Origin of the sequence: Enterococcus sp. DIV0574, assembly GCF_051711125.1 — a bacterium.
GTDB classification, from domain to species: Bacteria; Bacillota; Bacilli; order Lactobacillales; family Enterococcaceae; genus Enterococcus_D; species Enterococcus_D gallinarum.
In genome coordinates, this window is sequence record NZ_JBIOMA010000001.1 from 1,617,146 (window position 1) to 1,640,542 (window position 23,397).

A 23,397-nucleotide genomic window follows, 5' to 3' on the forward strand; every position below is an offset into this window, starting at 1 on the left:
ACACACTCGATCACTAAAGAAGCCGTCCTCTGGATGTCGTCTTATAATGGCTGATCTTGACTGTTGTGATCGAAGGTTTATCAGACTGATGCCACTAGTTTTTTTGATCGTAGCAAGGACTTGTCTCTAGCAAACCTCTTGTTTCATTTTTCTAGCGGGAACTTAGAAAACGTCAAATTTAATAACATTAATGAAATAATTTTATTGAAATTTTGTTTTTGTGACAAAAAAATCGGTTAAGACATAGTGAATATGCTAAACTAGGAATGATTGTTTAACAAAAAAACAGGAGGTTTTTCTTTGGAGCTATTAAAAAAGTCGAAATTATTTGCAGTACTTGTGTTTATTTGTTTGGTGGGACTAGGCATATGGATCTATTCAAATATTCTGTTTGTCTTCCGCCCGCTAGAAGCCATTTTTGCTAGTGTCTTTTTACCCGTTTTGATTTCTGTATTTATTTTTTATATCTTTTTGCCTTTTTTCAATTTGATCAAAAAAAGGAGCAGCAATCAACATCTCGCTCTTTATGTCACATTGCTTCTGATCCTCTTTGCTGCTTATTTAATCATTCAGGTGATCGGTCCGGCACTGATTAACGAAATGGCACGTTTTATCAATCAGATTCCTTACATCATCAACAGAATCATTGACAATATCGATCATTCTTCTTTTGAGGAATTATTTGGTCCACTGTTAGATTCATTGGATATCAACCAAATCAGTAATCTCGCTGCTCAGTTTATCACTGGGGCTACGAATAGTCTGACAAGTTTGGTAGCAATCGTCTCTCATTCAGCGATTGTTTTGTTCACGATTCCGTTGCTATTGGTTTATATGTTTAAAGATGGACATAAGGTTCCTGATCTTTTGGTCTCGAAAGCACCAAAAAAATTTCGCTCTCTTATTCTGCAGTTGTGTCAAGATTTTCATCAAGCTGCTTCAGCATATATTAGCGGAAAGCTACTTGTCTGTTTGTATGTTGGCGTCTTCAGCTATCTAATCTTTACATTTTTAGGCTTGCAAAATGCCTTGTTACTAGGCTTAATCTGTGGTGTTCTAGATATCATTCCGTATTTTGGTCCTTTTATCGGCGCGGCACCAGCATTCTTGTTTGCTCTGAGTCAAGATATGAAAACAGCAGTCTTGTTAGTTATTGGCATTACGATCATTCAATTTGGCGAGTCGTATGTTGTTTCACCAATCGTCATGAATAAAGTGCTGCATATCCATCCTATCATTGCCGTCTTCTTATTATTGATCGCCGGGAATTTATTAGGATTTGTAGGAATGATCGTTGCGCTGCCGGTCTATTCGATCGTGATGGCCATGGCAGGAACTTTGACCCGCTATTATCAACAGCAAAAACATGTAAAGCAAGAAGGAAAAGAAAATGAAAATCGTTGAATATGCAGGGGACAAAGAAGATTTTGTACTAGCAAAAATAATACGGACCTCTTTTGATGCAGATACCGCCTGCCATTTGGGGGCAGACAAACGAGACGGTCCATCTGGCTATCATAATGGAGAATTATTGAAACGAGTGAAGCAAGATCCAGATCTCAGTCTTTACCTGCTGCAAGAAAATGGCATTATTGGTTTGATTGTGGCAAATCCTAGTAAACACCAGATTTGCTACTTTTGTCTCGACCCTGATTTTATTGGTAAAGGGGTTGGGACTCTTGCTTGGCAATTATTTGAAAAACGATTTCCCGTCGATTACTGGATACTAGAAACACCAGCATATTCCCTTAGAAACCAGCGCTTTTACGAAAAAAATGGCTTTAAAAAAATTGGTGAAAAATGGTATAGTAAAGACCTATCCTATATCTACCAAAAAAAATTTTGATAAAATCGCAAAGTGAGGGAAGGCTATCATGAAAGTCTTATGGAATGAAGAGATCGTTGATCGACAAGAGGTTCAAATCGATATCGAAGACCGCGGCTACCAGTATGGAGACGGAATCTACGAAGTTATTCGCATTTATCAAGGAAAAATGTTCATGGCCGAAGAGCACTTGCAGCGACTAGAGAACAGTGCCGCTAAAATAAAAATGACATTGCCTTATGAAACCACCATTCTCAAAGACAGATTACGTTCATTGATCGACATTGAGGGAATCACTGACGGAGAAGTGTATTTGCAAGTGACAAGAGGGGTTTTAAGTCCGCGAAATCATGTTTTTCCTCCTCAAGGGACGATAAAAAGTGTCCTTACTGCAAATGTTATTCCATTCCATCGTCCAGTGGACATGCAGCGTAATGGTCTTCAAGCCACATTAATCCCTGACCAGCGTTGGCTTCATTGTGACATCAAATCATTAAGCCTTTTGGGGAATCTGCTCTCTTTAGAGGAGGCTCGGTCCAATGGTTATGATGAAGCATTACTGCATCGAGAGGGCTTTTTTACGGAAGCCTCCGCTTCAAATTTATGGTTTGTTTCCAAAGGAACGGTGTATACGCATCCGGATGGCAATCTGGTTTTACCTGGGATCACAAAAATGAAAGTTTTGAGCTTGTGTCAGGAATTGAAGCTACCAATTAAGGAAGAAGCCGTTGCGATTGATCGATTAGCAGAATTTGATGAGTGTTTTATTACCAATTCTGTCTGGGAAATCGTGCCAATTGTTGGTATCGATGGTCATCCAGTGGGAACTGGACAGCTAGGAGCTGTGACTGCTAAACTACAACAAGCGTATATTGAAGCAACCAAAAAGAACTGACTCCAAACAATACACCCACCTGAGATAGAAATCCCCCTAAGAGTTAGCTGACTAGCGACCTCTTAGGGGGATTTCACCATTTAGTAGATGTTAGTTGAAATAGGAATCAGAGACGTGCTAGCAGAACACTTAGTTTTTTCAAGTTTCTGTTTCATTCAGCCACGTCGTTTACTGGGCTTAGCAATCAATTGTTGGGCGTTTCATGTTGTCAAAAATGGTCTTACCAGTCTTGGGGATTCCATAATTTACTGTCCAACTCGCCTTGCTTCAGTTGAATTCGCGTTTGTTGTTGTGTCAAAAGCACTTCTAATTCTTGCAAGAAGGCTTTCTCATGATAATTGAGTGTCTCCGCGGTTTGTTCTTCAATCAAGGAGTGGATCCATGCCTCATTCATTCGTAAGCCTCCATTTCAGCAAGAGCTTCATCTAATTCAAGTAAGGTTTCCTGATTTTGGATAAGTTGATCGAGAAGAGGAGCGAGTTTTGGATTTTCAGCTGTCAGTGCTTCTAGTCTTTGAATAAACCACTGTTGTTTGGCAGCAAATGAAAAGGGGGCTTCCATTGTCAGCAGCTGCTGGTAGTCGATCACAAATCGCCGTTTCTCTTTTTCTGTTTTATACATCAACTGGTCGAGAACGAGAACCGGTAAGATGGTCATTTGGTATTTTTGTGCCATTAAAGTTAGAGGTCGCAAAATTTCAGAAAAACTGGCTCCTTCTTTTCCACCTAGTTGAAATTCTTTGGCTGCAACGCCTGTAGAAAGCGCAAAGCCGATTTCTTTATTTAATAAGTAGGGTTTGGCTGCCTCCCAAACCGTATCGATCCAACATTTCATTTTTGCAGGAACTTGGTACCAATAAAGGGGGAACTGGAAAATCAGACGATCGATCGTTTGCAATCGTTCTAACTCAATCTCTAAATCAAAATCCCCCTCAACTTTGTCAAGCATATGAACACTGACATTAGGCATCTTGGCACTTTCGCTAAAAAAACGTTGAGATAAAGAGTCGTCATAGGACGGATGACTGGCAATAACTAATGTTCTAATCATAAAGAAAATCAATCCTTTCCCTATAGATGTAACATAATTCTGGCAAAAACGGAACTACTCTGCTTTTAAATTAGAAGGATAAATGTGAGAGAGGCTAAAGTCATTATTGGTTCAGTGAAATCTTTACTGACTTGAATCGTCCGTCTTTTTTTGCTATACTGTTTAGTGAATTGAATAGAAGACAGACAAAGGTTGAGCATTTCGATGCTTCAAGGATCACGTTCTCCAAGGGGTGAGGAGAACATTCTTGAAGGCGTGCCGATCTTTTTTTTGAAGGCATACTTCTTTACGAGGTATGCCTTTTTTGTGTCTATTTTTCAATTGTCTTGTTTACTTTGACAATAGGAGGGATATTTTGATGGAAGAGGCACTGAAACGCCTGCAAGAGGCAGAAGCCTATAATCAACAGCAGATGCAGCAATTGCAACGAGCGCTGTCTGATTACGAAGAAGAGAAGCAGGAGGAACTACAACAGCGTGTACTTGAATTGAGAGCAGCATGTCTGCGTGAACAGTCCGCACTTGAACAACAATTACAACAAACGTTGCAAAAAACGACGGAACAGATCGAAGCAGAGAAACAACAGTTTATTGCAGATCTCCAAGAAAATGTTCGTCGCTGTCAAGAACAAGTGGTCGATCAGATCGTTGAAGGAGTGATCCAAACTTATGGCAGTCACGAAACTAAGTAAGCTGACCTTGATCGCCCCCGAAAACCATCAAGAGCGGTTATTGAAAAAACTGCAAAGCTTACAGATGGTTGAGATTGAAGATGTCTTTGAAAATGCAGAAAATCAACCATGGCTCAAAGAATTTTTTGCTGATTATCAACAAGAGACAGCGACTAGCTACGCAGAGACGCTTCGCAGGATCCAAGAAGCAATCTTGTTCATTCGGCGACAAGGCGGAAGCGGCAAAATACGAGAGTGGCAACGCCAATCTTTACAACTGCCTGCATTTGAAGACTCCTTTCAAGAGCAAACTGTCTTGACGCTTGTCGAACAAATTGAAGAGTTGCAGTTGCAATGGCAAAAAAATCATGAAGCGATGCAAGCCGCTTCTCAATCAGAAACCTGGGGAATGGAATGGCAAAACCTGGATGTTTCTCTCGAAGAAAAAGAGTTGGCATTTGCCACTTTCTTTTGTGGCAGTGTTGAAAGTTCTCATTGGGAAGCCATATCAGCGACCCTCAAACAACTTGATGCTGTTTACCTGGAAATGATTTATTCGGATACAAAAAAGACAAATTTCAGTTGTCTTTACCCGAAGAAGCTTTCTGCAGAAGTTGAGAATGTTTTTCAGCGATATAGTGTAAAAAAAGAAAATACGGACAGTCTGAAAAAACCAAAAGTGCTGTTGCACGAGGCCCAGGCAAAACTGCGAGAGCTAGCGGATCAGCGAAAACAGCTGGCAAATCAGATTGGCACGTATAAAACTAAGATTGCTTGTTTGCAGCAAGCAGAAGAATATTTTTTGACAAAAGAACAACGAAAAATGGTACGAAAACGATTGGTCACTGGCAAACATCATACTGTTTTGAGAGGCTGGGTCGCGCAACAAGATCAACTGACTCTTGAAAAAGAGCTGGCAGATTCTTTTAACGGCGAAGTCTATTGCTCATTCAATGAACCTACCTTAGAAGAATTGACTGCGAATCAAGTTCCAGTCAAACTGCAAAATGCTTCGTTTATCAAACCATTTGAAATGTTGACGGAAATGTATAGTTTGCCTAAATATGATGAGATCGACCCAACGCCTTGGATGACACCTTTTTATTATGTCTTCTTTGGGATGATGGTTGCTGATTTGGGCTATGGCGGATTGATGGCACTGGTGACCACTATTGGCCTGCACTTTTTCCGTTTACCTAAAGGGACGAAACGGTTTATGATGCTGTTTCAAACATTATCCGTTCCTACGATGATTTGGGGATTGATCTATGGCTCGTTTTTCGGAGCGACTTTGCCATTTCATTTGTTATCGCCAGCGAAAGACTTTATGGCTATTTTTGGATTATCCATGATTTTTGGAGGGATCCAATTGTTTACAGGTCTTTATTTGGCCGCGAAGGAAAATATTCGCAAGAAAGATTTTTTAGCAGCTGTCAATCAAGGCTTTTCTTGGCAAGGCTTGCTGGCGGGACTTTTGGTTGCTGCTGCCGGAAATTGGCTCTTTACCGCCCCAGCACTCGTCACATTAGGATTGATTATAGCAGGACTTAGCGGGCTGCTGATCGTGATTGTGCCGATCATTAAAGGAAAGTCCAAAGTTGGCGGTTTTTTCATGGGGATCTATGATCTCTATGGGGTAACAAGCTATATTGGCGATTTTGTCAGCTATAGTCGTTTGATGGCGTTAGGGATCTCTGGCGGCAGTATCGCCGCTGCCTTTAATTTATTAGTGGGCTATATGCCGCCGGTAGCACGATTTTCTGTTGGGATCATCCTGTTAGTGATCTTACAGGCGCTAAATATCTTTTTGTCATTACTAAGTGCTTACGTGCATGCAGCGCGTTTACAATATGTAGAATTTTTTGGCAAATTCTTTACAGGTGGCGGCCGGGCGTTCGACACCTTTAAGCCGAGTGAAAAATATGTCGATTTTGAAAAAGAAAACGGAGGAAAGAAAGATGATTGATTACTTGATTAATAACAACGGTGGAATGGTATTTGCGATTATAGGAATGGGAATCGCAACGATTTTTTCTGGAATTGGTTCAGCAAAGGGTGTAGGGATGACAGGGGAAGCAGCTGCGGCGTTGACAACGAATCAACCTGAGAAATTTGGGCAGGCACTGATTCTACAGTTACTGCCAGGAACCCAAGGTTTGTATGGTTTTGTGATTGCCTTTATGATCTACGGCAGTTTGGCAGCAGAGATGTCGACGGTGACCGGAATGGCCTATTTGATGGCTTCATTGCCGGTAGCTTTTACCGGATTGTTCTCTGGGATCGCACAAGGAAGAGTGGCCGCATCAGGGATTCAAATCTTAGCTAAAAAACCGGAACACTTTTTCAAAGGAGTTATGTTCTCAGTCATGGTGGAAATGTACGCGATCTTAGGCTTTGTTATTTCTTTCCTACTATTAGGGTCCATTTAAAGGAGGCGACAAGCAATGGAGGCAATGGATGCAATGGATGCCATCGACAAAATGATTGCTGAACTAGATCGGGAAGCAAAAGAAAAACGGCAAGTAATCGAAACGGACACTAAAACGAGGATCGATGCCGATTTTGCAGCTGCCTGGTCCCAAAAAGAACTAGAAATCAAGCGCCATTCAGCAGAAGCAAAAAAACAAATCGAAAAAAACTATCAGCAAGACATGAATCGGCGAATAAAAGCAGCCAAACAAGAAGGGATTAAACAAGCTCATAAAGAACTGGAGACATTATTCGCGGCAGCTTATCAAAAAATGAATGGATTGGCGCCTGATACAGTCCAACATCTGGCGGAAAATACATTAATGCAATTACCCGTTTCGGGAGAAGTAATCTTTCGTTGTGGACAGCAACAGTCAGCAAGTTTGACAAAAGATTGGTTGACTGCTGTCAATCAAAGGTTGCCTTATCTTGCAAGGATGGGCAAACCATTGGAGCAAGCAGGGTTTATAGTAGAAGACAATGGTGTTTTCTACAATTTCACCTACCAAGCTTTACTAGAAGAATACAAAAATGAAACGAGAGAACATTGGCTGAAAGTGATCCAAAAAGGAGGGTAAGCTATGGCGAGCTATCATCAATTGAATCCACTGATTCGGATCAAAGAAACAACCTTGCTTCAAATGCAAGATTGGCAGCAGCTGATTGCAGCAGAGTCTATGGATCAAGTAATGGCAATCTTGCAGCAAACGAATTATCAACGTTATCTGGGCGCTGATTTTTCCGAAAAATTTGAGGGGTATCTGGATCGAGAAATGCTGACAACCATACAAGAATTAGCAGAAAACGTCCCAGATCCTGATGTGCTTCGTTTGATCATGCTGCCGTATACCTTTCATAATTTGAAGGTATTGACCAAAGAAGATGTAACAGGGAGAGATTATAGCAATTTACTGATCGAAGATGGATTCTATACGATCGATGAACTAAGAAATGCCATCCAAACAGGATCTTCGGAAAGTATACCGTCTAAAGTCATTGAAACGATTCAAGCAGTAAGGGAATACTTAGAAGGTTCTGCTGTTTTGCAAGGGATCGATATTATTTACGATCGCCGCTTTTTACATGAGCAACGACGCCTAGCCGAAAAAATAAATATTCCAGCACTGACACATGCGGTGATCACAGGAATCGACCTTACGAATATCACGATTGCTGCACGTTGTTTGCTGCAAAAAAGATCAAAAAGTTTTATGGCGGCTGTTTTAGTCAGTGTGGGAAGTATTCCCAAAGAAGATTATCTCGCTTTTGCGGAAACCTCCTTCACTGACTATCTCGCCTTTTTGAAACAAACTGGCTATCAAGAAGCGCTACTGCCGCTATTACAAGAGACCACGATCGATTTTGCTGCATTGGCACTGGTGAAAGATGACTTAGTTACTCAGCAGTTCGTAGCTGCTGAAGCGTTGGGACCAATGCCATTACTCGCGTTTTTAAATGCCAAAACATTGGAGATTCAGAACTTGCGGCTGATTTTGGTAGGAAAGCGCAGTGGCTTCACAGAAGAAGAACTGAGAGAGAGGATGAGGTACTATGGCAGCTAAGATTGGTGTGATCGGCAGCAAAGAATCCGTGTTACCTTTTCAGCTGTTTGGCTTTCAAGTGTGTTACGCAATCGCAAAAGCGGAAGTGACTCGTGCCTTTCAGTGCTTAGTGAAAGAAGAGTATGCGGTGATTTACGTAACAGAAAAATGTGCGGCATTGATTCCAGAAGAAATTGCCAAATACCAACAGCAAGTTTCACCAGCGATCATCTTGATCCCAGATTACGATGGATCCCAAGGGGTAGGGCTGAAAATGATCCAGGAAAATGTCGAAAAAGCCGTTGGGCAAAACATACTATAGAATGGAGCTGATGTTGTGGAAACAGGAACAATAATTAAAGTGTCAGGTCCGTTAGTTTTAGCAAAAGATATGGGCCATGCAAGTTTAGAAGATATTTGTTATGTCGGTGATCTGGGGGTTGTTGGAGAAATCATCGAGATGAGAGGAACGATCGCTTCGATCCAAGTTTATGAAGAAACGTCAGGTATCGGACCAGGAGAACCCGTCCGAACAACAGGAGAACCGCTGTCTGTTGAGTTAGCACCGGGAATTATGTCTCAAATGTTCGACGGGATTCAACGACCATTAGAAACATTTATGGAGCTGACCCAAAGTAACTTTTTGAAACGAGGGGTCCAGCTGCCTGCATTGGATCATGAGAAAAAATGGACCTTTGAACCGACCATTGCGGTGGGAACGGAAGTTACTCCAGGAATGGTTATCGGGGTCGTCCAAGAGACGCCATTGCTCCTCCACAAAATTATGGTGCCTAATGGCGTTACAGGACGGGTCAAAGAAGTTTTTGCTGGTGATTTTACGATTGATGAAACGGTTTATATTCTTGAGACACCAAAAGGAGAACGCTCCTTTTCGATGTTGCAAAAATGGCCCGTACGGCACAGTCGTCCAGTCAAACAGAAATTAAATCCGGTAGAGCCAATGATCACTGGGCAGCGAGTGATCGACACTTTCTTTCCAATCGCAAAAGGGGGAGCCTCTGCGGTCCCTGGCCCCTTCGGTGCAGGAAAAACAGTGGTCCAACATCAAATTGCTAAATGGGCAGATGTGGACTTAGTGGTCTATGTAGGCTGCGGAGAACGGGGCAATGAAATGACGGATGTCATGAATGAATTTCCGGAACTGATTGATCCACGAAGTGGCGAATCCTTGATGGCTCGTACTGTACTGATTGCGAACACTTCCAATATGCCGGTTGCCGCTCGGGAAGCTTCTATCTATACCGGAATCACGATTGCGGAGTATTTCAGAGACATGGGGTATTCTGTAGCGATTATGGCCGATTCCACATCTCGTTGGGCGGAGGCGTTGCGAGAAATGTCCGGTCGCTTGGAAGAGATGCCAGGTGATGAAGGCTATCCTGCCTATTTGGGCAGTCGCTTAGCCGAGTATTACGAACGATCCGGTAAAGTGATTTGTTTAGGCTCGGAACAAGAAGGGAGCATCACTGCCATTAGTGCAGTATCTCCATCTGGAGGGGACATCTCCGAACCTGTCACGCAAAACACCCTGCGAGTGGTGAAAGTTTTCTGGGGGCTGGATGCCACGTTAGCTCAAAAAAGGCACTTTCCCTCTATCGATTGGCTAAAAAGCTATTCCCTGTATGAGAATGAAATGGGCGCTTATCTGGATCGTCAGTTGCAAGTGGAGTGGTCGAAAAATGTGACTACGGCTATGCGGATGCTGCAAAAAGAAGCTGAACTTTCTGAAATTGTGCGTCTAGTTGGGATTGATGCCTTATCGGATAAAGATCAACTACTGTTAGAGATCACGAAGTCATTGCGAGAAGATTTTTTACAACAAAATGCCTTTGATGCTGTTGATACTTTCACTTCTCGAGAAAAACAATTTGAAATGCTGCAGACCATCTTACTGTTTCATGACGAAGGTCAAAAAGCTTTAGAATTAGGCGCCTATTTGACAGAAATCTATCAGGGAACAGAACGTCTGCGAGATAAAATCGCTCGCATGAAATATCTTCCGGAAGATGATTTAGAAGGAATCCGCAAATTGGAAAGCGAGATAAAAGATACGATGAAAGAAATCTTGCAGAAAGGAGATCGTACGGATGATCAAAGAATATAAAACGATCGGGGAAGTTGTCGGTCCTTTGATGGCGGTCGATCGTGTCTCAGGAGTGAAATATGAAGAGCTGATCGAAGTACGTCTGCAAAATGGTGAAATTCGTCAAGGTCAAGTCTTAGAAATTCAAGAAGATAAAGCACTGGTGCAAATCTTTGAAGGTACTGGCGGAATCAATTTACGAGAATCCAGTGTGCGCTTCCTCGGACATCCGTTAGAGCTAGGTGTTTCTGAAGAAATGATTGGCCGGGTTTTTGATGGGTTAGGACGAGTCAAAGATGGTGGTTCAGAAATCATTGCTGAGAAACGAATGGACATTAATGGGGAAGTAATCAACCCGATGGCTCGAGATTACCCAGATGAATTTATTCAAACTGGCATCTCTTCTATCGATCACTTGAATACGCTTGTTCGCGGTCAAAAATTACCGATTTTTTCTGGTTCTGGTCTGCCGCATAAAGAATTAGCTTCTCAAATCGCTCGTCAAGCGCAAGTGCTCGACACAGAGGACGACTTTGCGGTTGTTTTTGCAGGTATCGGGATTACGTTTGAAGAAGCAGAATATTTCATGGAAGATTTTCGCCAAACCGGAGCGATTGATCGGTCTGTTGTCTTTATGAATTTGGCAAATGATCCGGCAATTGAGCGAATTGCTACGCCGCGAATGGCTCTCACAGCTGCCGAATATTTAGCTTATGAAAAAGGGATGCATGTCTTAGTTATCATGACGGATATGACCAACTACTGTGAAGCGTTGCGGGAAATATCAGCTGCCCGTCGTGAGGTACCTGGGCGCCGAGGCTATCCTGGTTACCTCTATACGAATCTTTCCACATTATACGAGCGAGCTGGCCGCTTACGGGGAGTGAAAGGGTCGGTGACCCAAATCCCTATATTGACGATGCCAGAAGATGACAAGACCCATCCTATTCCTGACTTGACTGGTTATATCACAGAAGGTCAAATCATTCTTTCAAGAGAGTTATACAAAAACGGCATCCAGCCGCCGATTGATGTCTTGCCTTCTCTTTCTCGGCTGAAGGACAAGGGAACAGGTGAAGGCAAAACTCGTAAAGATCATGCATCAACGATGAATCAACTCTTCTCTGCTTATGCGCAAGGGAAGCAAGCCAAAGAACTCGCAGTCGTTTTAGGGGAGTCAGCACTATCTGATGTCGATAAAATCTATGCCAAGTTTGCGGAACGCTTTGAGAATGAATACCTGGATCAAGGTTATCAAACAAATCGGTCCATTGAAGAAACGTTGGATCTTGGGTGGGAACTGTTGGCGATGCTGCCGAAAGTAGAATTGAAACGGATCAGCGATGCGTTACTAGAGGCGTTTTTACCACAAGGAGAGGATGCAGATGAGCAGACAAACCGTTAATCCAACTCGCATGGAACTAAGCCGCCTCAGCAAACAGTTGACGACTGCCAAAAGAGGTCATAAACTGTTAAAAGACAAACAAGATGAGTTGATGCGTCAGTTCATCGAACTGATCAAACAAAACAACCTTTTGCGTAAAGAAGTAGAAACACAATTACATCGTGCCATGAAGGCTTTTCGCCTAGCCAATGCCACGATCAATGAAAAGTACATTGAAGAAATGTTCATCTTGCCAGCAACAGAAGTTTCTCTTGATGTCTCAACCAAGAATATCATGAGTGTGGAAGTGCCTGTGATGCAATTCGACTATGATGATGTGGTGATGCAGGCACCGATCGAGTATGGGTTTGTGAACTCGAATGTTCCTTTGGATCTGGCAATGGGACGTTTCACCGATGTCTTGCCTAAACTATTGTCTTTGACAGAGATCGAAAAGACCTGTCAATTGCTGGCGGATGAGATAGAACGAACACGCCGCCGGGTCAATGCGCTAGAATATTTGACGATACCAGAATTGGAAGAGACGATCTATGGGATCAAAATGCGTCTTGAGGAAAATGAACGCGCCAATGTTACTCGGATGATCAAGGTAAAAAATAAAACAAAGTGAATGCCGCGTCAGTCGAAAATCTGCTTGGCATAAAGGTAGGAAAGAAAGATGAAAAAAAGAATGTCCAAAAAAATCAGTGCACCGCAGCTGGTTACACTGGTCTTTATGATGTTGATCTTGATGGGAACTGGGTTGCTTATGTTACCAGTTGTAACAAATGATGGGCAAGGTGTGCCTTTCTTAGATGCATTGTTTACCGCAACTTCCGCGATTTGTGTGACAGGACTTTCGACTTTTTCCATTTCTGAACAGTATAATATGGGCGGACAAGCGATTCTTTTGATCTTGATCGAAATTGGGGGGATCGGTTTTATGTCGATCCCAGTTTTCTTTTATATCTTAGCAAAAAAAAGGGTCAATTTAAGCACTCGGATGATTCTAAGAGAATCCCTCAATCTTGACCGAATGTCTGGCGAATTTCAATTGGCTTGGTACATTATCCGCATCGCATTTTTGATTCAATTTTTAGGGATCTGCCTGTTGGCTCTGTCTTTTGTGCCACGCTTTGGTTGGCAGCAAGGCCTATGGTTTAGTATTTTTCACGCCATTTCTTCCTTTTGTAATGCTGGATTTGATCTTTTTGGGAATAGTCTGGTCTCTTTTCAGTCGGATCCTTTTGTTTTAGGTGTCATTAGTCTTTTGATCATTGCCGGCGGCTTAGGCTTTCTGGTCTGGTTTGACTTGTTAGCTACTTCAAAAAGACGCTCGTTGCACAGCCGTATTGCCTTGTTGGCAATGATTGTTTTGCTGATTTTAGGGACGGTTGGTTTTTATGTGACCGAATATCACTCCAGTATCGTATCAGGAGATTCCATTGTTAGTCGCTTTTTCCAGTTATTTTTTCTTGCTGTGACCCCTCGAACGGCTGGATTTTATAGTATCGATTATGGCCAGATGAGTCAGGCTGGGTTAATGTTGACGATGATTCTCATGTATATCGGCGGTACTTCTGGATCGACTGCCGGAGGGCTGAAAACCACGACGGTCTCAGTGTTGATCATTAAGATTCGCAGTTTGTTGAAAGGGCGCAAACGAGCTGAAGTTTTTGGCAGAACGATCAAAGAGGCGGCTGTTTCGCGGGCGTTCACGCTCTTTTTCTTAACACTGAGTCTTTGCTTTATTGCCATCTTCTTATTATCCATCACAGAATCGATGCCGGGGAATTCTCAGTTTGGACTGGAATACATTGCTTTTGAAGTTTTTTCGGCTTTTGGAACAGTTGGATTAACAATGGGATTGACTCCGTATCTTTCTGTATTTGGTAAATTATTGATCATCTTATTGATGTTTATTGGTCGTGTAGGCATCATGACGGTTGCTTTTTCATTGATGACAAAAGCCAACCGCCGAGAAGCCGGATACAAATTCCCGGATGAAACGGTCATGATTGGCTAAGATCTGTTATTAATAGTTGTTTTGGATCAATGGAAATCATCCCCGAAAAATATTGCCGACTTTTAGGTTAGTTTAAGGTTTCTCGTCTAAGATCTTCCTAAGAACTAAATGAGTCAGTTGCAGCATTTCGTTAGAGCTGCTAGGACAATCCAAAGGTGGGAAGACCATGAGCTTGTGGGAATTGTGGTTTGTAGGAAAAACTTTTGTGACCGTGCTGCTAGTCGTTTTTTTACTAGAATGGCTGTACTTGTTACGGAAACTTTCAAGAAAATCGCAGCAGTTGATCTATTTACTGCTGATTTTGGTTGAATGGCTCAGCAACGGCTGGATCGGACTCCTAACAAGTTTAGTATGCGGAACGTATTTTTTCGGGCATTGGAAAGAGCATGCTGATACGACTGCATCGATTCAATCGACAGTGTATGGTGATGGGCAAGAGGGTACTGAAAACTTGATGCAAAAATACTAGCATGGCTTGGGTCAATGGGAACTATTACCGCTGATATGCTTCTTCATAGTAAAGACACTGCTAGTTAAAAAGAACCTGTGGTAAACGAAAAGATAACTTTTCGCAGCACGGGTTCTTTTTGATAGGATTCAGTGAGTGATTTACGCCGTTTTGCTTACTACGTGGAAATAGCCTTCTTTGTCTTGAATGATCCAGACATTTTGATTGTCATTCTTGACGATGACGATTCCTTGTACGACCTCATTGGTGACTGTGCGAAATTCTTCTTTATTCATTTCGATACCTCCAAGGTAGATTCCAATTATTTTCAGAAGGGGGCAGCACGACAGTAGAGAAAAAGCCGTGCTGCAAAGCAAAAAGAAAATTAATTGGTAGCTATAGTATACAGGCAAGATATTGAGTTCTAGTCAATTTCATGTAAATAATCGGTTAAAGGAGAATCAATCTGTCAAAGAAAAACGCAGTTTCATTTTGGTATTGCCTCTTTCCACCATTTCTCCTAGTAATTGAGTGGCATGTGATAAGTAAAGCTGGGCCATTTCACGGTTGGCTTCTTCCAATAACTGATTTGTTAATGGGATTGTCTGATCGGTCTTCTGTTGAATCGCTAAACAATTTGCCATGATTGTTTGTTCAAACCGTTCTGCTAGATCGCTGTATAGATCATAGTCTTGATCCCCGATCAGTGCTAATGTTTTAGTCAACCAATAGCTATTTCCCGGATCGTAAGTAGTGGTGGTATCACAATAACCTTTCGGGGTCTCATTCACATTGCTGTAAAAAGGGACCACTCCATTGAAGGTATTGGGACCAAAAGCTAACCAGTGAACGCCTGCAATTTCATCTGGTACGTGACTGCGCACTTGGAGAATATGCACTTGCTGATTGCGATTGAGAGCAATCGAACGAAAGCGAGTTCTCTCACTAGCCGTTCCATTCCCGTACGGATCATAAGGGGTATTTTGAAAATGACTGCTCAACGCCCACTTTACATCCATCACGCTGATTTTCTTTTTCGGAAGACAGATGAAAGGTAGATCTTGGTCAAGCGGATCCGACGCGGTTTCGCTGAACTGTTTTTGGATATACCAAGCTCTAGGGTTGTTATAACGAGTATCTTTTTCTGTTGCACTGCCGAAAATATGACGTAAATTGATTCCTTCAAAGTCTGGATTTAAGTGATTGCTGACAATCATATCAGGTAAATCGTCGGAAAATAAAGTATCTTGAGAATCAAAATCGAAGGTAGCGATATTCATTCGATTCGGGGCGATCACATAAGCATCATCAGGAATTCGGATCGCTGCCCAATGATGTCCGCCAATCGTTTCCATATACCAGATTTCTTCTCGATCGGCAAAAGCCAAACCATTAGACTCATAGGTACCATAAGTTTCTAGTAACTCGCCTAAGCGTAAGACTCCTTCTCGAGCAGAACGGATATAGGGAAGCACGATACTGACAAAATCTGCTTCTCCAATGCCTTCTTTTACCAAAGGATCGATAGCTAAAACTCTCGCATTGGTAGTGATCGTTTCTGTGGCGGTCATGGCGACATTGGCGCTGTTGATTCCTGAAGCAGCCCAGACTCCTTGAGATTCATCTGCCTCAGGCGTAGAAGTATACCTTAGGGGATCTTTCGGTAAAGGAATACTGCACCCGCTTAAAACAGCATGGAACGTAGCAGGCTGTTGTTCAGGTTGGATTACGACAAATTTTTGTGGTAGGGACACTGCCCCGGCATCTTCATTGCGAGCAATGAGGGTCGAGCCATCGAGTGATGCGTTTTTGCCTACCAGCATGGTTGTACAAGAAGCTGATTTGCGTGTCATTGACAAAACTCCGATCTTCAGATTATTTTGTTGATAATTGAACATAGTATAGCGAGTAAAAGACAAATTGACAATCAACTTTCGACTAAAAATTAGTTCGCTTTCTGTGTGACTTTTAGTAAAATAGGAAAGAAGGAGTGAAGAAAATGAAACGAATCGTTATTTTTAGTTTGCTGTGGCTGGCAGGGATTGGGTTGAGCGGCTGTTCTGAAGCTACTACCCAGACAACAACGACTGGCAGCAATCAAGCTACAGCTAGCTCGGTGGTTAAGCAACAAACGGCTGAGATCTCATTTGTGAACAAGACAGATGCGCAGCCTGAACAAATACCAGCCAAAACGGTGTCATTCAAAGAAGGAACCTCTTTAATGGAGATAATGAAGGAAAATTTTGATTTAGTGGAAGACAAAGGCATGATCTCCAGTATTGAAGGATTGGCGCAAGATGAAGCGGCTGGTTATTATTGGACCTATACGATCAATGACGAGATGGTCAATACCGGCGCAAAAGATACATCTCTTACCGAAAAGGATCGAGTCGTTTTTACCTATGAGAAATTTTAAACCGACAAAAATGTCTTTTTCCGTGCAAGAGATTGCTTATCTTGCTTTGCTAGTAGCAGCATCAGTGGTGGGGCGTACATTGTTTCAACCACTGCCAAATGTACAACCAATGACCGCTATTTTCTTATTGGTGGCTCTTTATTTAGGCTGTGTCAGAGGACTGATCGTCGCATTGCTATCCCTTTTGATTACGAATTTTTACATGGGGATGGGAATTTGGACGATTGCTCAGGCAGTAAGTTATACAGTTGTGATCCTCATGATGAGCGGATTAAGACATGTTCCCATCGTTAAACGTTCCTTGATCTTGCAAGTGATTTTTAGTATTTTAGCAGGGTTCCTTTATGGGTTTGTGGTTTCCTTACTCAGCGTGTATCTGCTAGGCTTACCAAGCTTTTGGGGCTATTATCTGCAAGGAATAAGTTTTGATACGCTGCATGCTGTTGGAAATGGCTTCTTTTATGGACTACTTGCGCCAATATTTCGACGACTTTTTCACCGTTATTATCCAGCTAAAAAGCTCATTCATTAGTGCAATCTGCTGATTCAGCGCTTTATTGCATTCATTGCCAGTGTCATTGATCTGTCTCAAAGAATGATCAATGACACTGGTTTTTATATCGATATCTGGCAAGATTCTCCTTGTAGATACTGCTACAAGCATAATTGTGTTGTTCTCTTACAAAATCGGGTATTCTTAACCTATACTGGAAAGGGAGCGGTTTCAATGAAGTGGATCGTAAAAAAAGAAGATCTAGAAGCATATCGGACGAGATTCAATGGGAAACTGGCTGGCTATGCTGAAGAAGCTAAAGTAATGGCGATTCCTTTGCCAAAGTATTATATCGTAATCGTTGATGAAGAAAAAATTAGTTTGATTCAATTGGATTTGAACTTTGAACAAAAAGCCATGGAAACCGTGCTGATCCATGAGATCACCACATTGAAAATTACTGGTGTCATGAACAAAAAAGTGTTGATCCAGACGCCTTCTAAAACTATCAAGGTTTTGATTAAACCGATGGCGATCGGAATCAAAGAAGAGCAGCAACAGTTGATCGATACGTTTACCCGGATGGCGAGCTGACTACTTATTTTAGAGGAAAAATCAAAAACGGATCAAACGCCAAGCTGGCGGATTGATCCGTTCGTTTATTCTGGGGTTCCCACAATTTTGATGTATTCATCGATATTTTTGATTTTCATATGTTTGATCACTAACTGTTCACGTTTGTTCCATTTGCCTTCGACTTCTAGCTGGTACTTGTTGAGAGGTAAGCGTAAAACGTAACTAGAAAGGTAACGGTCTTTAATAATACAGTTGATGATTTTATGGTCTTCTAATAATTGGATTCCAGTCAGCATCATCGGAGTTTCTTGAAAAACACGACTGTTGACTAACAATCCTACATGTGTTTCATTCATTATTCGATCCTTTCTGAGAAAAATAAATTCTCGAATATTCTTCTTTTCTATGTTACCCGATTTATCTAGGAAAGGCAATTCTGGAAAACACCTAGCAACGCAAATCACGGAATAAAACAACTGGTGAAGAGGAATCACTACACGATTGAATGGCAGAAAGTTTTTACAGAAAAAAGACACAGAAAAAAAGATACAGAAAAAAAGACAGAATAAAGAGATCTGAAACGGCGAGACAAAAGGAATGAACACAAAGAATGAATAAATAAGAAGCACACGAATAAACAAGGATTTTTGATGGCACTTAAAGAGAAAGCGTGCGAAAACATATCATTTCTTAACGTTTAAAAAAGGCAACTTTTTGTTTGAAGTAGCTTAGAGAAAGGGAGTTAAGCAGAAATACGTTCTTCTAGAGGAAATGGCACCTGTAAAAGAACGAGGACTGCAAGCTTGAAAACAGGCATTTCAGCAGATTTCTGTTAAAATAATAACTATAAAAGAATTGGAGGAGACACATATGAAAAAATCTGGATTCGTAGTAGGTTTGATTGGCGCGGCTTTTGGTCTGGCAGTTTATAATAAAATGCAGAAGATGACTGTCAACAAAGATTCTGTTAAAGGCAAAGCAAAAGAAGTTGCGGGAAATGTCGTTGGCAACGAAAAAATGCAAGCAGAAGGAACATTGGATCAAGTTGTCGGTGCTTCTAAAGAAGTACTAATGGACTTGAAAAATTCTGTGACCTCTGCCATTGGGGTTGGAACTCCAGACAAGGTGGCTGGTAAAGCCAAAGAGGCAGCAGGCGATATCACGGATGATCCGACAAAAAAAGCAGAAGGCTTTGTTGATCAAGCAGCAGGGCATTCTAAAGAAATCATTGCAGATCTTAAAGACAAATCTGAGTCAATGGCACAAGATGTCAAAGATAAATTCGACCAAAAATAGGATGAAGTGAGAGACAGGCACAGAGGGCCTGTCTTTTTTTTGTGGCTTTTTTTGCAAACAAAAACAATGATCCTGTCACCTGAAGAGCGACAAGAACGAAGGATCGGTGTGCAATGATGGGATCGCTGACAAAAGTAGTAATTGATGCTTGACACATGAATGTACGTTCATATATAATAAAAATGTAGATATGAACATATATTCATTTGTAAGCAAATGATGCACTAACTTTGAAGGAGGCTTTTCTTATGTCTACCCACTCTTGCAATCATTCAACACCACACACCCATGCAGCAGAGGCAAGCCATTCCCATGGCAACGCCCCGTTACGCAATTATTTAGTAGGAGTTATTCTTTTTATTGCTGCTTTATTGGTACCGCAATTGGTCGTTAAAGATTTATTATACACTGCCGCTATTCTTTTAGCAGGGTATCATATTATTTGGGAAGGGATCGAAGACACCATCAAAGATACCCGCAAAAGCAGACACTTTAAACCGAATGTTCATTTATTAATGACATTGGCTGCCTTTGGTTCAGTATTGATCGGCAACTTCAATGAAGCTGCCTTGCTGATTCTGATTTTTGCCGGGGCTCACTTTTTGGAAGAGTATGCAGAGGGCCAAAGCCGCAAAGAAATCACGAATCTCTTGAAGTTGAATCCGACAGAAGCCCGTCTGGTTAAGGCAGATGGCAGCATTGAGAAAATTGCAGCAGAGCAAGTCAAAAAAGGGGATAGGCTGCAAGTTTTACCAGGGGACCAAATCGCAACAGACGGTAAAATCCTCTCGGGAATCAGCAGCATCAACGAAGCCTCCATCAACGGTGAAAGTGTTCCCCGTGAAAAAACTGTTGGGGATGAAGTTTTCGGAAGTACGATCAACGGTAACGGCACTTTTATGATGGAAGTGACAAAAGACAGCAGTGAGACAGTTTTTGCTAAAATACTCTCTGTTGTGGAATCGGCACAAAACAATCAATCAAAAACAGAAACCCGCATCAAAAAAATCGAGCCGCTTTATGTGACAACGGTCTTGATTTTGGTACCCTTATTTATTTTGACAGCACCCTTTCTTTTTGGTTGGGATTGGTCAACCAGTTTTTACCGGGGACTAGTGATGATGATCTCTGCTTCGCCCTGTGCATTAGCCGCTAGTGCAGTACCTGCTAGCTTGTCTGCTATCTCAAACTTAGCAAAACGGGGCATCTTATTTAAAGGCAGTTCTTATCTTGCAAATATGGGACAAACAAAAGTAGCCGCCTTTGACAAAACTGGCACATTAACGATTGGTCAACCACAAGTGACCGATGTTTTCTTTGCTGAAGAAACAACTGAAGCGCACCGTCAAGAGTGGGTATCGCTGATCTTGGCCATGGAAAAGCAAGCGAATCACCCATTAGCGGCTGCCATCGTAGAGCATTTTGAGAAACAAGAAAAGGCACAACCATTAGAACTTTCCGTTAACAACCAAATTGGTTCCGGTCTGACGGCTGTAGTTGAGGGAAAAACCTATCGAATTGGCAAGCCAGCGGCGACGTTTGCGCATTCATCATTTGCTGAGCAACGAGAAACCTTGGAACAATCAGGCAAAACGGTGGTTGTTTTTTCGGTGGATGATCAGCCAGTTGGACTGATCGCATTGATGGACTTACCGAATCCTCAATCTAAAGCGGTCATAGATGAACTGCAGCAATCTGGTATTCGAACAGTCATGATCACAGGAGACAGTCAAGCAGCTGGACAAGCGATTGGTGATCAGCTTGGAGTAGATCAAGTTGCTGCAAATGTTCTGCCAGAAAATAAGGCTCAGATTATCCAGCAGTTGCAAAGTGAATACGGTCAGACAGTCATGGTTGGAGATGGTATCAATGATGCGCCTGCATTGGTACAGGCCGATATCGGTTTTGCTATGGGAGAGGGATCGGATGTTGCAATTGAAGTGGGGGATGCGGTGATCATGAAAAATGATCTAACACGCTTTACCTACGCACTAAAGACCGCAAAAAAACTAGATCGGATTATTTGGCAAAATATTTTCTTCTCTATGTTTATTGTGGCATTACTGATCGTATTGAATTTGCTAGGCAAAATGAATATTGGGTTAGGCGTCTTTGCTCATGAAGGCAGTACATTACTCGTTTTATTCAACAGCTTGCGCATGCTTGCACCAATGAGTGAGACAGTCGCCCATACATCAAAAAAATAATCAAAAAAACGCTTATGCTGATTTAATGGCCATCCAGCATAAGCGTTCGCTTTTTTATTAAACAATGTCATTGATTGTACGCTGCAGAAGAGCGAGGAAATTGGTCGATTTTTGCTAAGCGCTGATCGATTCGTTTGATGATGCCTTCTGAAAACTCGAGATTCCGGATAGAAGAGCGAGCCGCTAGCAACAATTGTTTTTCTTGCATCAAATCTTCTTGGATTCGATAGATATTGGCTAAGCGTTCCACATATTCATAATGGGTGTAGTCCGTCTGGCTGATCAAAAACTTCAATAGATCTGCTGCCTGCATATACGCTTCTTGCGTATAATAAGTGATCGCTTCCCGGTATAACTTGATTTCAAATTCTTCGATTTTTTGGGAATTTGCTTTTAAATCCCGCCATTCGTTGATTGAAATTTTTTTTTGGATATTTCCCAAATCATCATACAAAAAAATCACAGGGACGTCATTGGGATGTTTTGTTTCTTGTTTGATTTTTTTCATGTCGTACCTCCTGCGTTTTTTGCTCCGTTTTTACTGATCATTACTCGTTGATACAGTCTATTGTAAAAGCAAAGCAACAAAAAGTCTACATGAAGATGTCAAAAGAATTGTTCTTTTAGCGCATTCTCATCTTAATAACTACGTTTTCTTTGAAAATGATTGATTAAATCCGAGATCCCCATAAAAATCAAGACTCCGCCAAAAATTTGGAAGAACAAAAGCCACGTTTGAAACGGATTGAAAACAAGAATGATACCTGCCACAATCACGAATAAACTGAAAAGCAAACCAGTGATAAATGGTAAGCCATTGCGTTTTTGATTAAAGCTTGCCATCAAACGCGTACAGCCACTGATCGTGATCATGATTCCCAAAAAGAATGGTACGATCGATAATAGTCCCTTTGCAAAAACGAGAATAGCTGCGGCGGCAATCAAAAGCAGGATCCCCGTTGTCATCTGCATATTCACATAGCCGGTTTGCCGTTTTTCTTTGTAACTGGAATAGAGATTGATCACCCCAAGGCAGGCAACATATCCGGCAACTAAATAGACAATCGTATTAAAGACACTGCGAGGAGCAATCAAAATAATCAATCCAGCAATCAAAAATAAAATCGCTCGTAATAAATCGTATCGTTGGATTTTCTCGAAAAAAGTATTCATAAGTTCAGTTCCTCCTTTTTTTACTATTGTAGCGGATTTCTTTCAAAATAGAAAATAGAAACGCGTTGTAGGATAATTCTGCTTTTGAAGCAGCAAATTATTTGGTAAGATAGATGAAACAACAAAGAATGGAGAAAACTATGAGTGTATTAACGCTTTTAATGTGTCTGTTCACGGTCGTCTTGTATTTGTTTCTCGCTGTCGTCCGCAAAGACATACAAATTGTTGCAGCCAGCCGTAAAGGCGGAAAAGCAGCAATTGCTTTCTTTTCATTGGTGGTCATTATAGCAATGTTTTTTATGGAAGAAACCTTTGAGAACCGCTTGCGAGGGGTCGTATCTGGATTGCTTTTCTTAAGTTTTGTTTTTGATAGCAGAGGGTTAGCTGAAGATCGATTCATTATTCATCCACTAAATATTCGCGGGATCTTGTATCAGGAAGTGGATCGGGTGGTACTGTATCAGGAGAGCAAGGACCAATGGATCAAAATGAATTTCTTCCGAAGAGGGATGCGAGGACCACTGTTGAAATTCGAGCGTCCAATGGAAGAATTGGTCCTGTTTTTGACGGAGCATCTAAATGAAGGAACACCGATCGATATTCTAGTTGATCAAGAGCCAAAAGGGCATTAAATTTCTTTAAGCGATCATATAAATTGAGAGAATCAATTGGCCGGGCCCCTTTGACTGCAAAAGCAAAGAGACCCGGTCAATTTTTCACTTGAATGGACTATCCAGTTGATTTTTTTGGCAAAATTCGAGTACGCCGAATACAGGAAGCAAGCTAGGTTTTTGACCGAACGTTTTGCTATTTTTTGTTTAAGA

27 protein-coding genes and 1 other annotated feature are annotated in these 23,397 nt (G+C 41.7%); of the genes, 20 read left to right on the forward strand and 7 right to left on the reverse strand.

The genetic code is table 11. From position 1 onward, the window contains the following. The first annotated feature begins 300 nt into the window (after positions 1–300). The 3 genes from IGJ45_RS07870 to dat are packed head-to-tail and all read left to right on the forward strand — an operon-like array spanning position 301 to position 2,720. On the forward strand, positions 301–1,404 hold the full coding sequence (locus tag IGJ45_RS07870) for an AI-2E family transporter (RefSeq protein WP_003126723.1): 1,104 nt from the start codon (positions 301–303) through the stop codon (positions 1,402–1,404). Then, complete coding sequence (locus tag IGJ45_RS07875) at positions 1,391–1,846, forward strand: GNAT family N-acetyltransferase (protein ID WP_003126721.1); 456 nt, start codon at positions 1,391–1,393, stop codon at positions 1,844–1,846. Before IGJ45_RS07870 ends, IGJ45_RS07875 begins: the two co-directional genes overlap by 14 nt. A 28-nt stretch (positions 1,847–1,874) precedes the next feature. Then, positions 1,875–2,720 (forward strand): D-amino-acid transaminase, encoded by an 846-nt coding sequence (dat, locus tag IGJ45_RS07880; RefSeq protein ID WP_096710970.1) that lies wholly within the window; start codon positions 1,875–1,877, stop codon positions 2,718–2,720. 220 nt (positions 2,721–2,940) lie between these two features. On the opposite strand, the gene IGJ45_RS07885 is transcribed toward dat, so the two are convergent. Both IGJ45_RS07885 and IGJ45_RS07890 read right to left on the reverse strand, forming a co-directional pair. Beyond that, positions 2,941–3,114: a hypothetical protein gene (locus tag IGJ45_RS07885; protein WP_003126717.1), complete on the reverse strand. Its 174-nt coding sequence runs from the start codon at positions 3,112–3,114 to the stop codon at positions 2,941–2,943. Continuing rightward, the gene (locus tag IGJ45_RS07890; RefSeq protein WP_096710971.1) at positions 3,111–3,782 is read right to left on the reverse strand and encodes an NAD(P)H-dependent oxidoreductase; all 672 of its coding nucleotides are present in this window, start codon (positions 3,780–3,782) and stop codon (positions 3,111–3,113) included. Before IGJ45_RS07890 ends, IGJ45_RS07885 begins: the two co-directional genes overlap by 4 nt. Before the next feature lie 178 nt (positions 3,783–3,960). Further along, positions 3,961–4,012, forward strand: a sequence feature (sodium ion sensor (DUF1646 type); this cis-regulatory element may regulate processes involved in with the transportation of sodium ions). Between the two features lie 116 nt (positions 4,013–4,128). On the opposite strand from IGJ45_RS07890, the gene IGJ45_RS07895 reads away from it, so the two are divergent. The 11 genes from IGJ45_RS07895 to IGJ45_RS07945 all read left to right on the forward strand — a co-directional run bounded on the left by IGJ45_RS07895 (position 4,129) and on the right by IGJ45_RS07945 (position 14,433). After that, positions 4,129–4,461: a hypothetical protein gene (locus IGJ45_RS07895; protein ID WP_029486849.1), complete on the forward strand. Its 333-nt coding sequence runs from the start codon at positions 4,129–4,131 to the stop codon at positions 4,459–4,461. Continuing rightward, positions 4,439–6,406, forward strand: coding sequence for a V-type ATP synthase subunit I (locus IGJ45_RS07900; protein ID WP_409531443.1), 1,968 nt, complete (start codon positions 4,439–4,441; stop codon positions 6,404–6,406). The genes IGJ45_RS07895 and IGJ45_RS07900 overlap by 23 nt, the downstream gene beginning before the upstream one ends. After that, positions 6,399–6,869, forward strand: coding sequence for a V-type ATP synthase subunit K (locus IGJ45_RS07905; RefSeq protein ID WP_003126713.1), 471 nt, complete (start codon positions 6,399–6,401; stop codon positions 6,867–6,869). The genes IGJ45_RS07900 and IGJ45_RS07905 overlap by 8 nt, the downstream gene beginning before the upstream one ends. A 15-nt stretch (positions 6,870–6,884) precedes the next feature. Next, complete coding sequence (locus IGJ45_RS07910) at positions 6,885–7,487, forward strand: V-type ATP synthase subunit E family protein (protein ID WP_249974616.1); 603 nt, start codon at positions 6,885–6,887, stop codon at positions 7,485–7,487. A 3-nt stretch (positions 7,488–7,490) separates the two neighbouring features. After that, the gene (locus IGJ45_RS07915; RefSeq protein ID WP_156248304.1) at positions 7,491–8,471 is read left to right on the forward strand and encodes a V-type ATPase subunit; all 981 of its coding nucleotides are present in this window, start codon (positions 7,491–7,493) and stop codon (positions 8,469–8,471) included. Next, positions 8,461–8,772 (forward strand): V-type ATP synthase subunit F, encoded by a 312-nt coding sequence (locus tag IGJ45_RS07920; RefSeq protein WP_060814344.1) that lies wholly within the window; start codon positions 8,461–8,463, stop codon positions 8,770–8,772. The genes IGJ45_RS07915 and IGJ45_RS07920 overlap by 11 nt, the downstream gene beginning before the upstream one ends. A 15-nt stretch (positions 8,773–8,787) precedes the next feature. Next, positions 8,788–10,575: a V-type ATP synthase subunit A gene (locus IGJ45_RS07925; protein ID WP_113849732.1), complete on the forward strand. Its 1,788-nt coding sequence runs from the start codon at positions 8,788–8,790 to the stop codon at positions 10,573–10,575. After that, entirely contained in the window at positions 10,559–11,959 is a 1,401-nt protein-coding gene (locus IGJ45_RS07930; RefSeq protein ID WP_005473263.1) for a V-type ATP synthase subunit B, read from the forward strand. The genes IGJ45_RS07925 and IGJ45_RS07930 overlap by 17 nt, the downstream gene beginning before the upstream one ends. Then, a complete protein-coding gene (locus IGJ45_RS07935) occupies positions 11,940–12,569 on the forward strand; it encodes a V-type ATP synthase subunit D (protein WP_005473260.1) in 630 nt (209 codons plus the stop codon). The genes IGJ45_RS07930 and IGJ45_RS07935 overlap by 20 nt, the downstream gene beginning before the upstream one ends. Positions 12,570–12,617: 48 nt before the next feature. Then, entirely contained in the window at positions 12,618–13,964 is a 1,347-nt protein-coding gene (locus tag IGJ45_RS07940) for a TrkH family potassium uptake protein (protein ID WP_003126705.1), read from the forward strand. A gap of 166 nt (positions 13,965–14,130) precedes the next feature. Then, on the forward strand, positions 14,131–14,433 hold the full coding sequence (locus IGJ45_RS07945; RefSeq protein WP_003126704.1) for a hypothetical protein: 303 nt from the start codon (positions 14,131–14,133) through the stop codon (positions 14,431–14,433). Positions 14,434–14,573: 140 nt separating this feature from the next. Here the strand turns inward: IGJ45_RS07945 and IGJ45_RS07950 are convergent, their stop codons facing one another. Together IGJ45_RS07950 and IGJ45_RS07955 are read right to left on the reverse strand one after the other, a co-directional pair. Then, the gene (locus IGJ45_RS07950; RefSeq protein WP_005473255.1) at positions 14,574–14,708 is read right to left on the reverse strand and encodes a hypothetical protein; all 135 of its coding nucleotides are present in this window, start codon (positions 14,706–14,708) and stop codon (positions 14,574–14,576) included. A 165-nt stretch (positions 14,709–14,873) separates the two neighbouring features. Next, positions 14,874–16,265 carry a C69 family dipeptidase gene (locus tag IGJ45_RS07955; RefSeq protein ID WP_409531714.1) on the reverse strand — a complete coding sequence of 464 codons (1,392 nt, stop codon included), beginning with the start codon at positions 16,263–16,265 and terminating at the stop codon, positions 14,874–14,876. A 146-nt stretch (positions 16,266–16,411) separates the two neighbouring features. Here IGJ45_RS07955 and IGJ45_RS07960 point away from each other — a divergent pair, with 146 nt between their 5' ends. From IGJ45_RS07960 to IGJ45_RS07970, 3 genes are all read left to right on the forward strand, one after another. Next, the gene (locus IGJ45_RS07960) at positions 16,412–16,828 is read left to right on the forward strand and encodes a DUF4430 domain-containing protein (protein WP_438768666.1); all 417 of its coding nucleotides are present in this window, start codon (positions 16,412–16,414) and stop codon (positions 16,826–16,828) included. Continuing rightward, the gene (locus IGJ45_RS07965) at positions 16,815–17,360 is read left to right on the forward strand and encodes an ECF transporter S component (RefSeq protein ID WP_003126700.1); all 546 of its coding nucleotides are present in this window, start codon (positions 16,815–16,817) and stop codon (positions 17,358–17,360) included. Before IGJ45_RS07960 ends, IGJ45_RS07965 begins: the two co-directional genes overlap by 14 nt. Before the next feature lie 195 nt (positions 17,361–17,555). Beyond that, entirely contained in the window at positions 17,556–17,915 is a 360-nt protein-coding gene (locus IGJ45_RS07970; protein WP_005473249.1) for a hypothetical protein, read from the forward strand. Positions 17,916–17,980: 65 nt separating this feature from the next. Here the strand turns inward: IGJ45_RS07970 and IGJ45_RS07975 are convergent, their stop codons facing one another. After that, positions 17,981–18,253: a hypothetical protein gene (locus IGJ45_RS07975; RefSeq protein ID WP_003126697.1), complete on the reverse strand. Its 273-nt coding sequence runs from the start codon at positions 18,251–18,253 to the stop codon at positions 17,981–17,983. Between the two features lie 514 nt (positions 18,254–18,767). Here IGJ45_RS07975 and IGJ45_RS07980 point away from each other — a divergent pair. Beyond that, complete coding sequence (locus IGJ45_RS07980) at positions 18,768–19,193, forward strand: CsbD family protein (protein ID WP_071870114.1); 426 nt, start codon at positions 18,768–18,770, stop codon at positions 19,191–19,193. Between the two features lie 248 nt (positions 19,194–19,441). Beyond that, a complete protein-coding gene (locus IGJ45_RS07985) occupies positions 19,442–21,400 on the forward strand; it encodes a heavy metal translocating P-type ATPase (RefSeq protein ID WP_409531441.1) in 1,959 nt (652 codons plus the stop codon). A gap of 67 nt (positions 21,401–21,467) precedes the next feature. Here IGJ45_RS07985 and IGJ45_RS07990 read toward each other — a convergent pair whose 3' ends face one another. Both IGJ45_RS07990 and IGJ45_RS07995 read right to left on the reverse strand, forming a co-directional pair. Next, on the reverse strand, positions 21,468–21,908 hold the full coding sequence (locus IGJ45_RS07990; protein ID WP_005473243.1) for a hypothetical protein: 441 nt from the start codon (positions 21,906–21,908) through the stop codon (positions 21,468–21,470). A 131-nt stretch (positions 21,909–22,039) separates the two neighbouring features. Beyond that, positions 22,040–22,573 carry an HdeD family acid-resistance protein gene (locus IGJ45_RS07995; RefSeq protein WP_005473241.1) on the reverse strand — a complete coding sequence of 178 codons (534 nt, stop codon included), beginning with the start codon at positions 22,571–22,573 and terminating at the stop codon, positions 22,040–22,042. 140 nt (positions 22,574–22,713) lie between these two features. Here IGJ45_RS07995 and IGJ45_RS08000 point away from each other — a divergent pair, with 140 nt between their 5' ends. Then, complete coding sequence (locus IGJ45_RS08000) at positions 22,714–23,205, forward strand: hypothetical protein (protein ID WP_003126690.1); 492 nt, start codon at positions 22,714–22,716, stop codon at positions 23,203–23,205. The last annotated feature ends 192 nt before the right edge of the window (positions 23,206–23,397 follow it).

Coding starts and splice junctions, on each gene's coding strand:
- IGJ45_RS07885 (WP_003126717.1), bottom strand. CDS start 3,114: ATGAATGAGGCATGGATCCACTCCTTGATTGAAGAACAAACCGCGGAG.
- IGJ45_RS07915 (WP_156248304.1), top strand. CDS start 7,491: ATGGCGAGCTATCATCAATTGAATCCACTGATTCGGATCAAAGAAACA.
- IGJ45_RS07895 (WP_029486849.1), top strand. CDS start 4,129: ATGGAAGAGGCACTGAAACGCCTGCAAGAGGCAGAAGCCTATAATCAA.
- IGJ45_RS07975 (WP_003126697.1), bottom strand. CDS start 18,253: ATGAATGAAACACATGTAGGATTGTTAGTCAACAGTCGTGTTTTTCAA.
- IGJ45_RS08000 (WP_003126690.1), top strand. CDS start 22,714: ATGAGTGTATTAACGCTTTTAATGTGTCTGTTCACGGTCGTCTTGTAT.
- IGJ45_RS07900 (WP_409531443.1), top strand. CDS start 4,439: ATGGCAGTCACGAAACTAAGTAAGCTGACCTTGATCGCCCCCGAAAAC.
- IGJ45_RS07980 (WP_071870114.1), top strand. CDS start 18,768: ATGAAAAAATCTGGATTCGTAGTAGGTTTGATTGGCGCGGCTTTTGGT.
- IGJ45_RS07945 (WP_003126704.1), top strand. CDS start 14,131: ATGAGCTTGTGGGAATTGTGGTTTGTAGGAAAAACTTTTGTGACCGTG.
- IGJ45_RS07960 (WP_438768666.1), top strand. CDS start 16,412: ATGAAACGAATCGTTATTTTTAGTTTGCTGTGGCTGGCAGGGATTGGG.
- IGJ45_RS07950 (WP_005473255.1), bottom strand. CDS start 14,708: ATGAATAAAGAAGAATTTCGCACAGTCACCAATGAGGTCGTACAAGGA.
- IGJ45_RS07990 (WP_005473243.1), bottom strand. CDS start 21,908: ATGAAAAAAATCAAACAAGAAACAAAACATCCCAATGACGTCCCTGTG.
- IGJ45_RS07965 (WP_003126700.1), top strand. CDS start 16,815: ATGAGAAATTTTAAACCGACAAAAATGTCTTTTTCCGTGCAAGAGATT.
- IGJ45_RS07875 (WP_003126721.1), top strand. CDS start 1,391: ATGAAAATCGTTGAATATGCAGGGGACAAAGAAGATTTTGTACTAGCA.
- IGJ45_RS07935 (WP_005473260.1), top strand. CDS start 11,940: ATGAGCAGACAAACCGTTAATCCAACTCGCATGGAACTAAGCCGCCTC.
- IGJ45_RS07940 (WP_003126705.1), top strand. CDS start 12,618: ATGAAAAAAAGAATGTCCAAAAAAATCAGTGCACCGCAGCTGGTTACA.
- IGJ45_RS07985 (WP_409531441.1), top strand. CDS start 19,442: ATGTCTACCCACTCTTGCAATCATTCAACACCACACACCCATGCAGCA.
- IGJ45_RS07920 (WP_060814344.1), top strand. CDS start 8,461: ATGGCAGCTAAGATTGGTGTGATCGGCAGCAAAGAATCCGTGTTACCT.
- IGJ45_RS07905 (WP_003126713.1), top strand. CDS start 6,399: ATGATTGATTACTTGATTAATAACAACGGTGGAATGGTATTTGCGATT.
- dat (WP_096710970.1), top strand. CDS start 1,875: ATGAAAGTCTTATGGAATGAAGAGATCGTTGATCGACAAGAGGTTCAA.
- IGJ45_RS07910 (WP_249974616.1), top strand. CDS start 6,885: ATGGAGGCAATGGATGCAATGGATGCCATCGACAAAATGATTGCTGAA.
- IGJ45_RS07995 (WP_005473241.1), bottom strand. CDS start 22,573: ATGAATACTTTTTTCGAGAAAATCCAACGATACGATTTATTACGAGCG.
- IGJ45_RS07930 (WP_005473263.1), top strand. CDS start 10,559: ATGATCAAAGAATATAAAACGATCGGGGAAGTTGTCGGTCCTTTGATG.
- IGJ45_RS07955 (WP_409531714.1), bottom strand. CDS start 16,265: ATGACACGCAAATCAGCTTCTTGTACAACCATGCTGGTAGGCAAAAAC.
- IGJ45_RS07970 (WP_005473249.1), top strand. CDS start 17,556: ATGAAGTGGATCGTAAAAAAAGAAGATCTAGAAGCATATCGGACGAGA.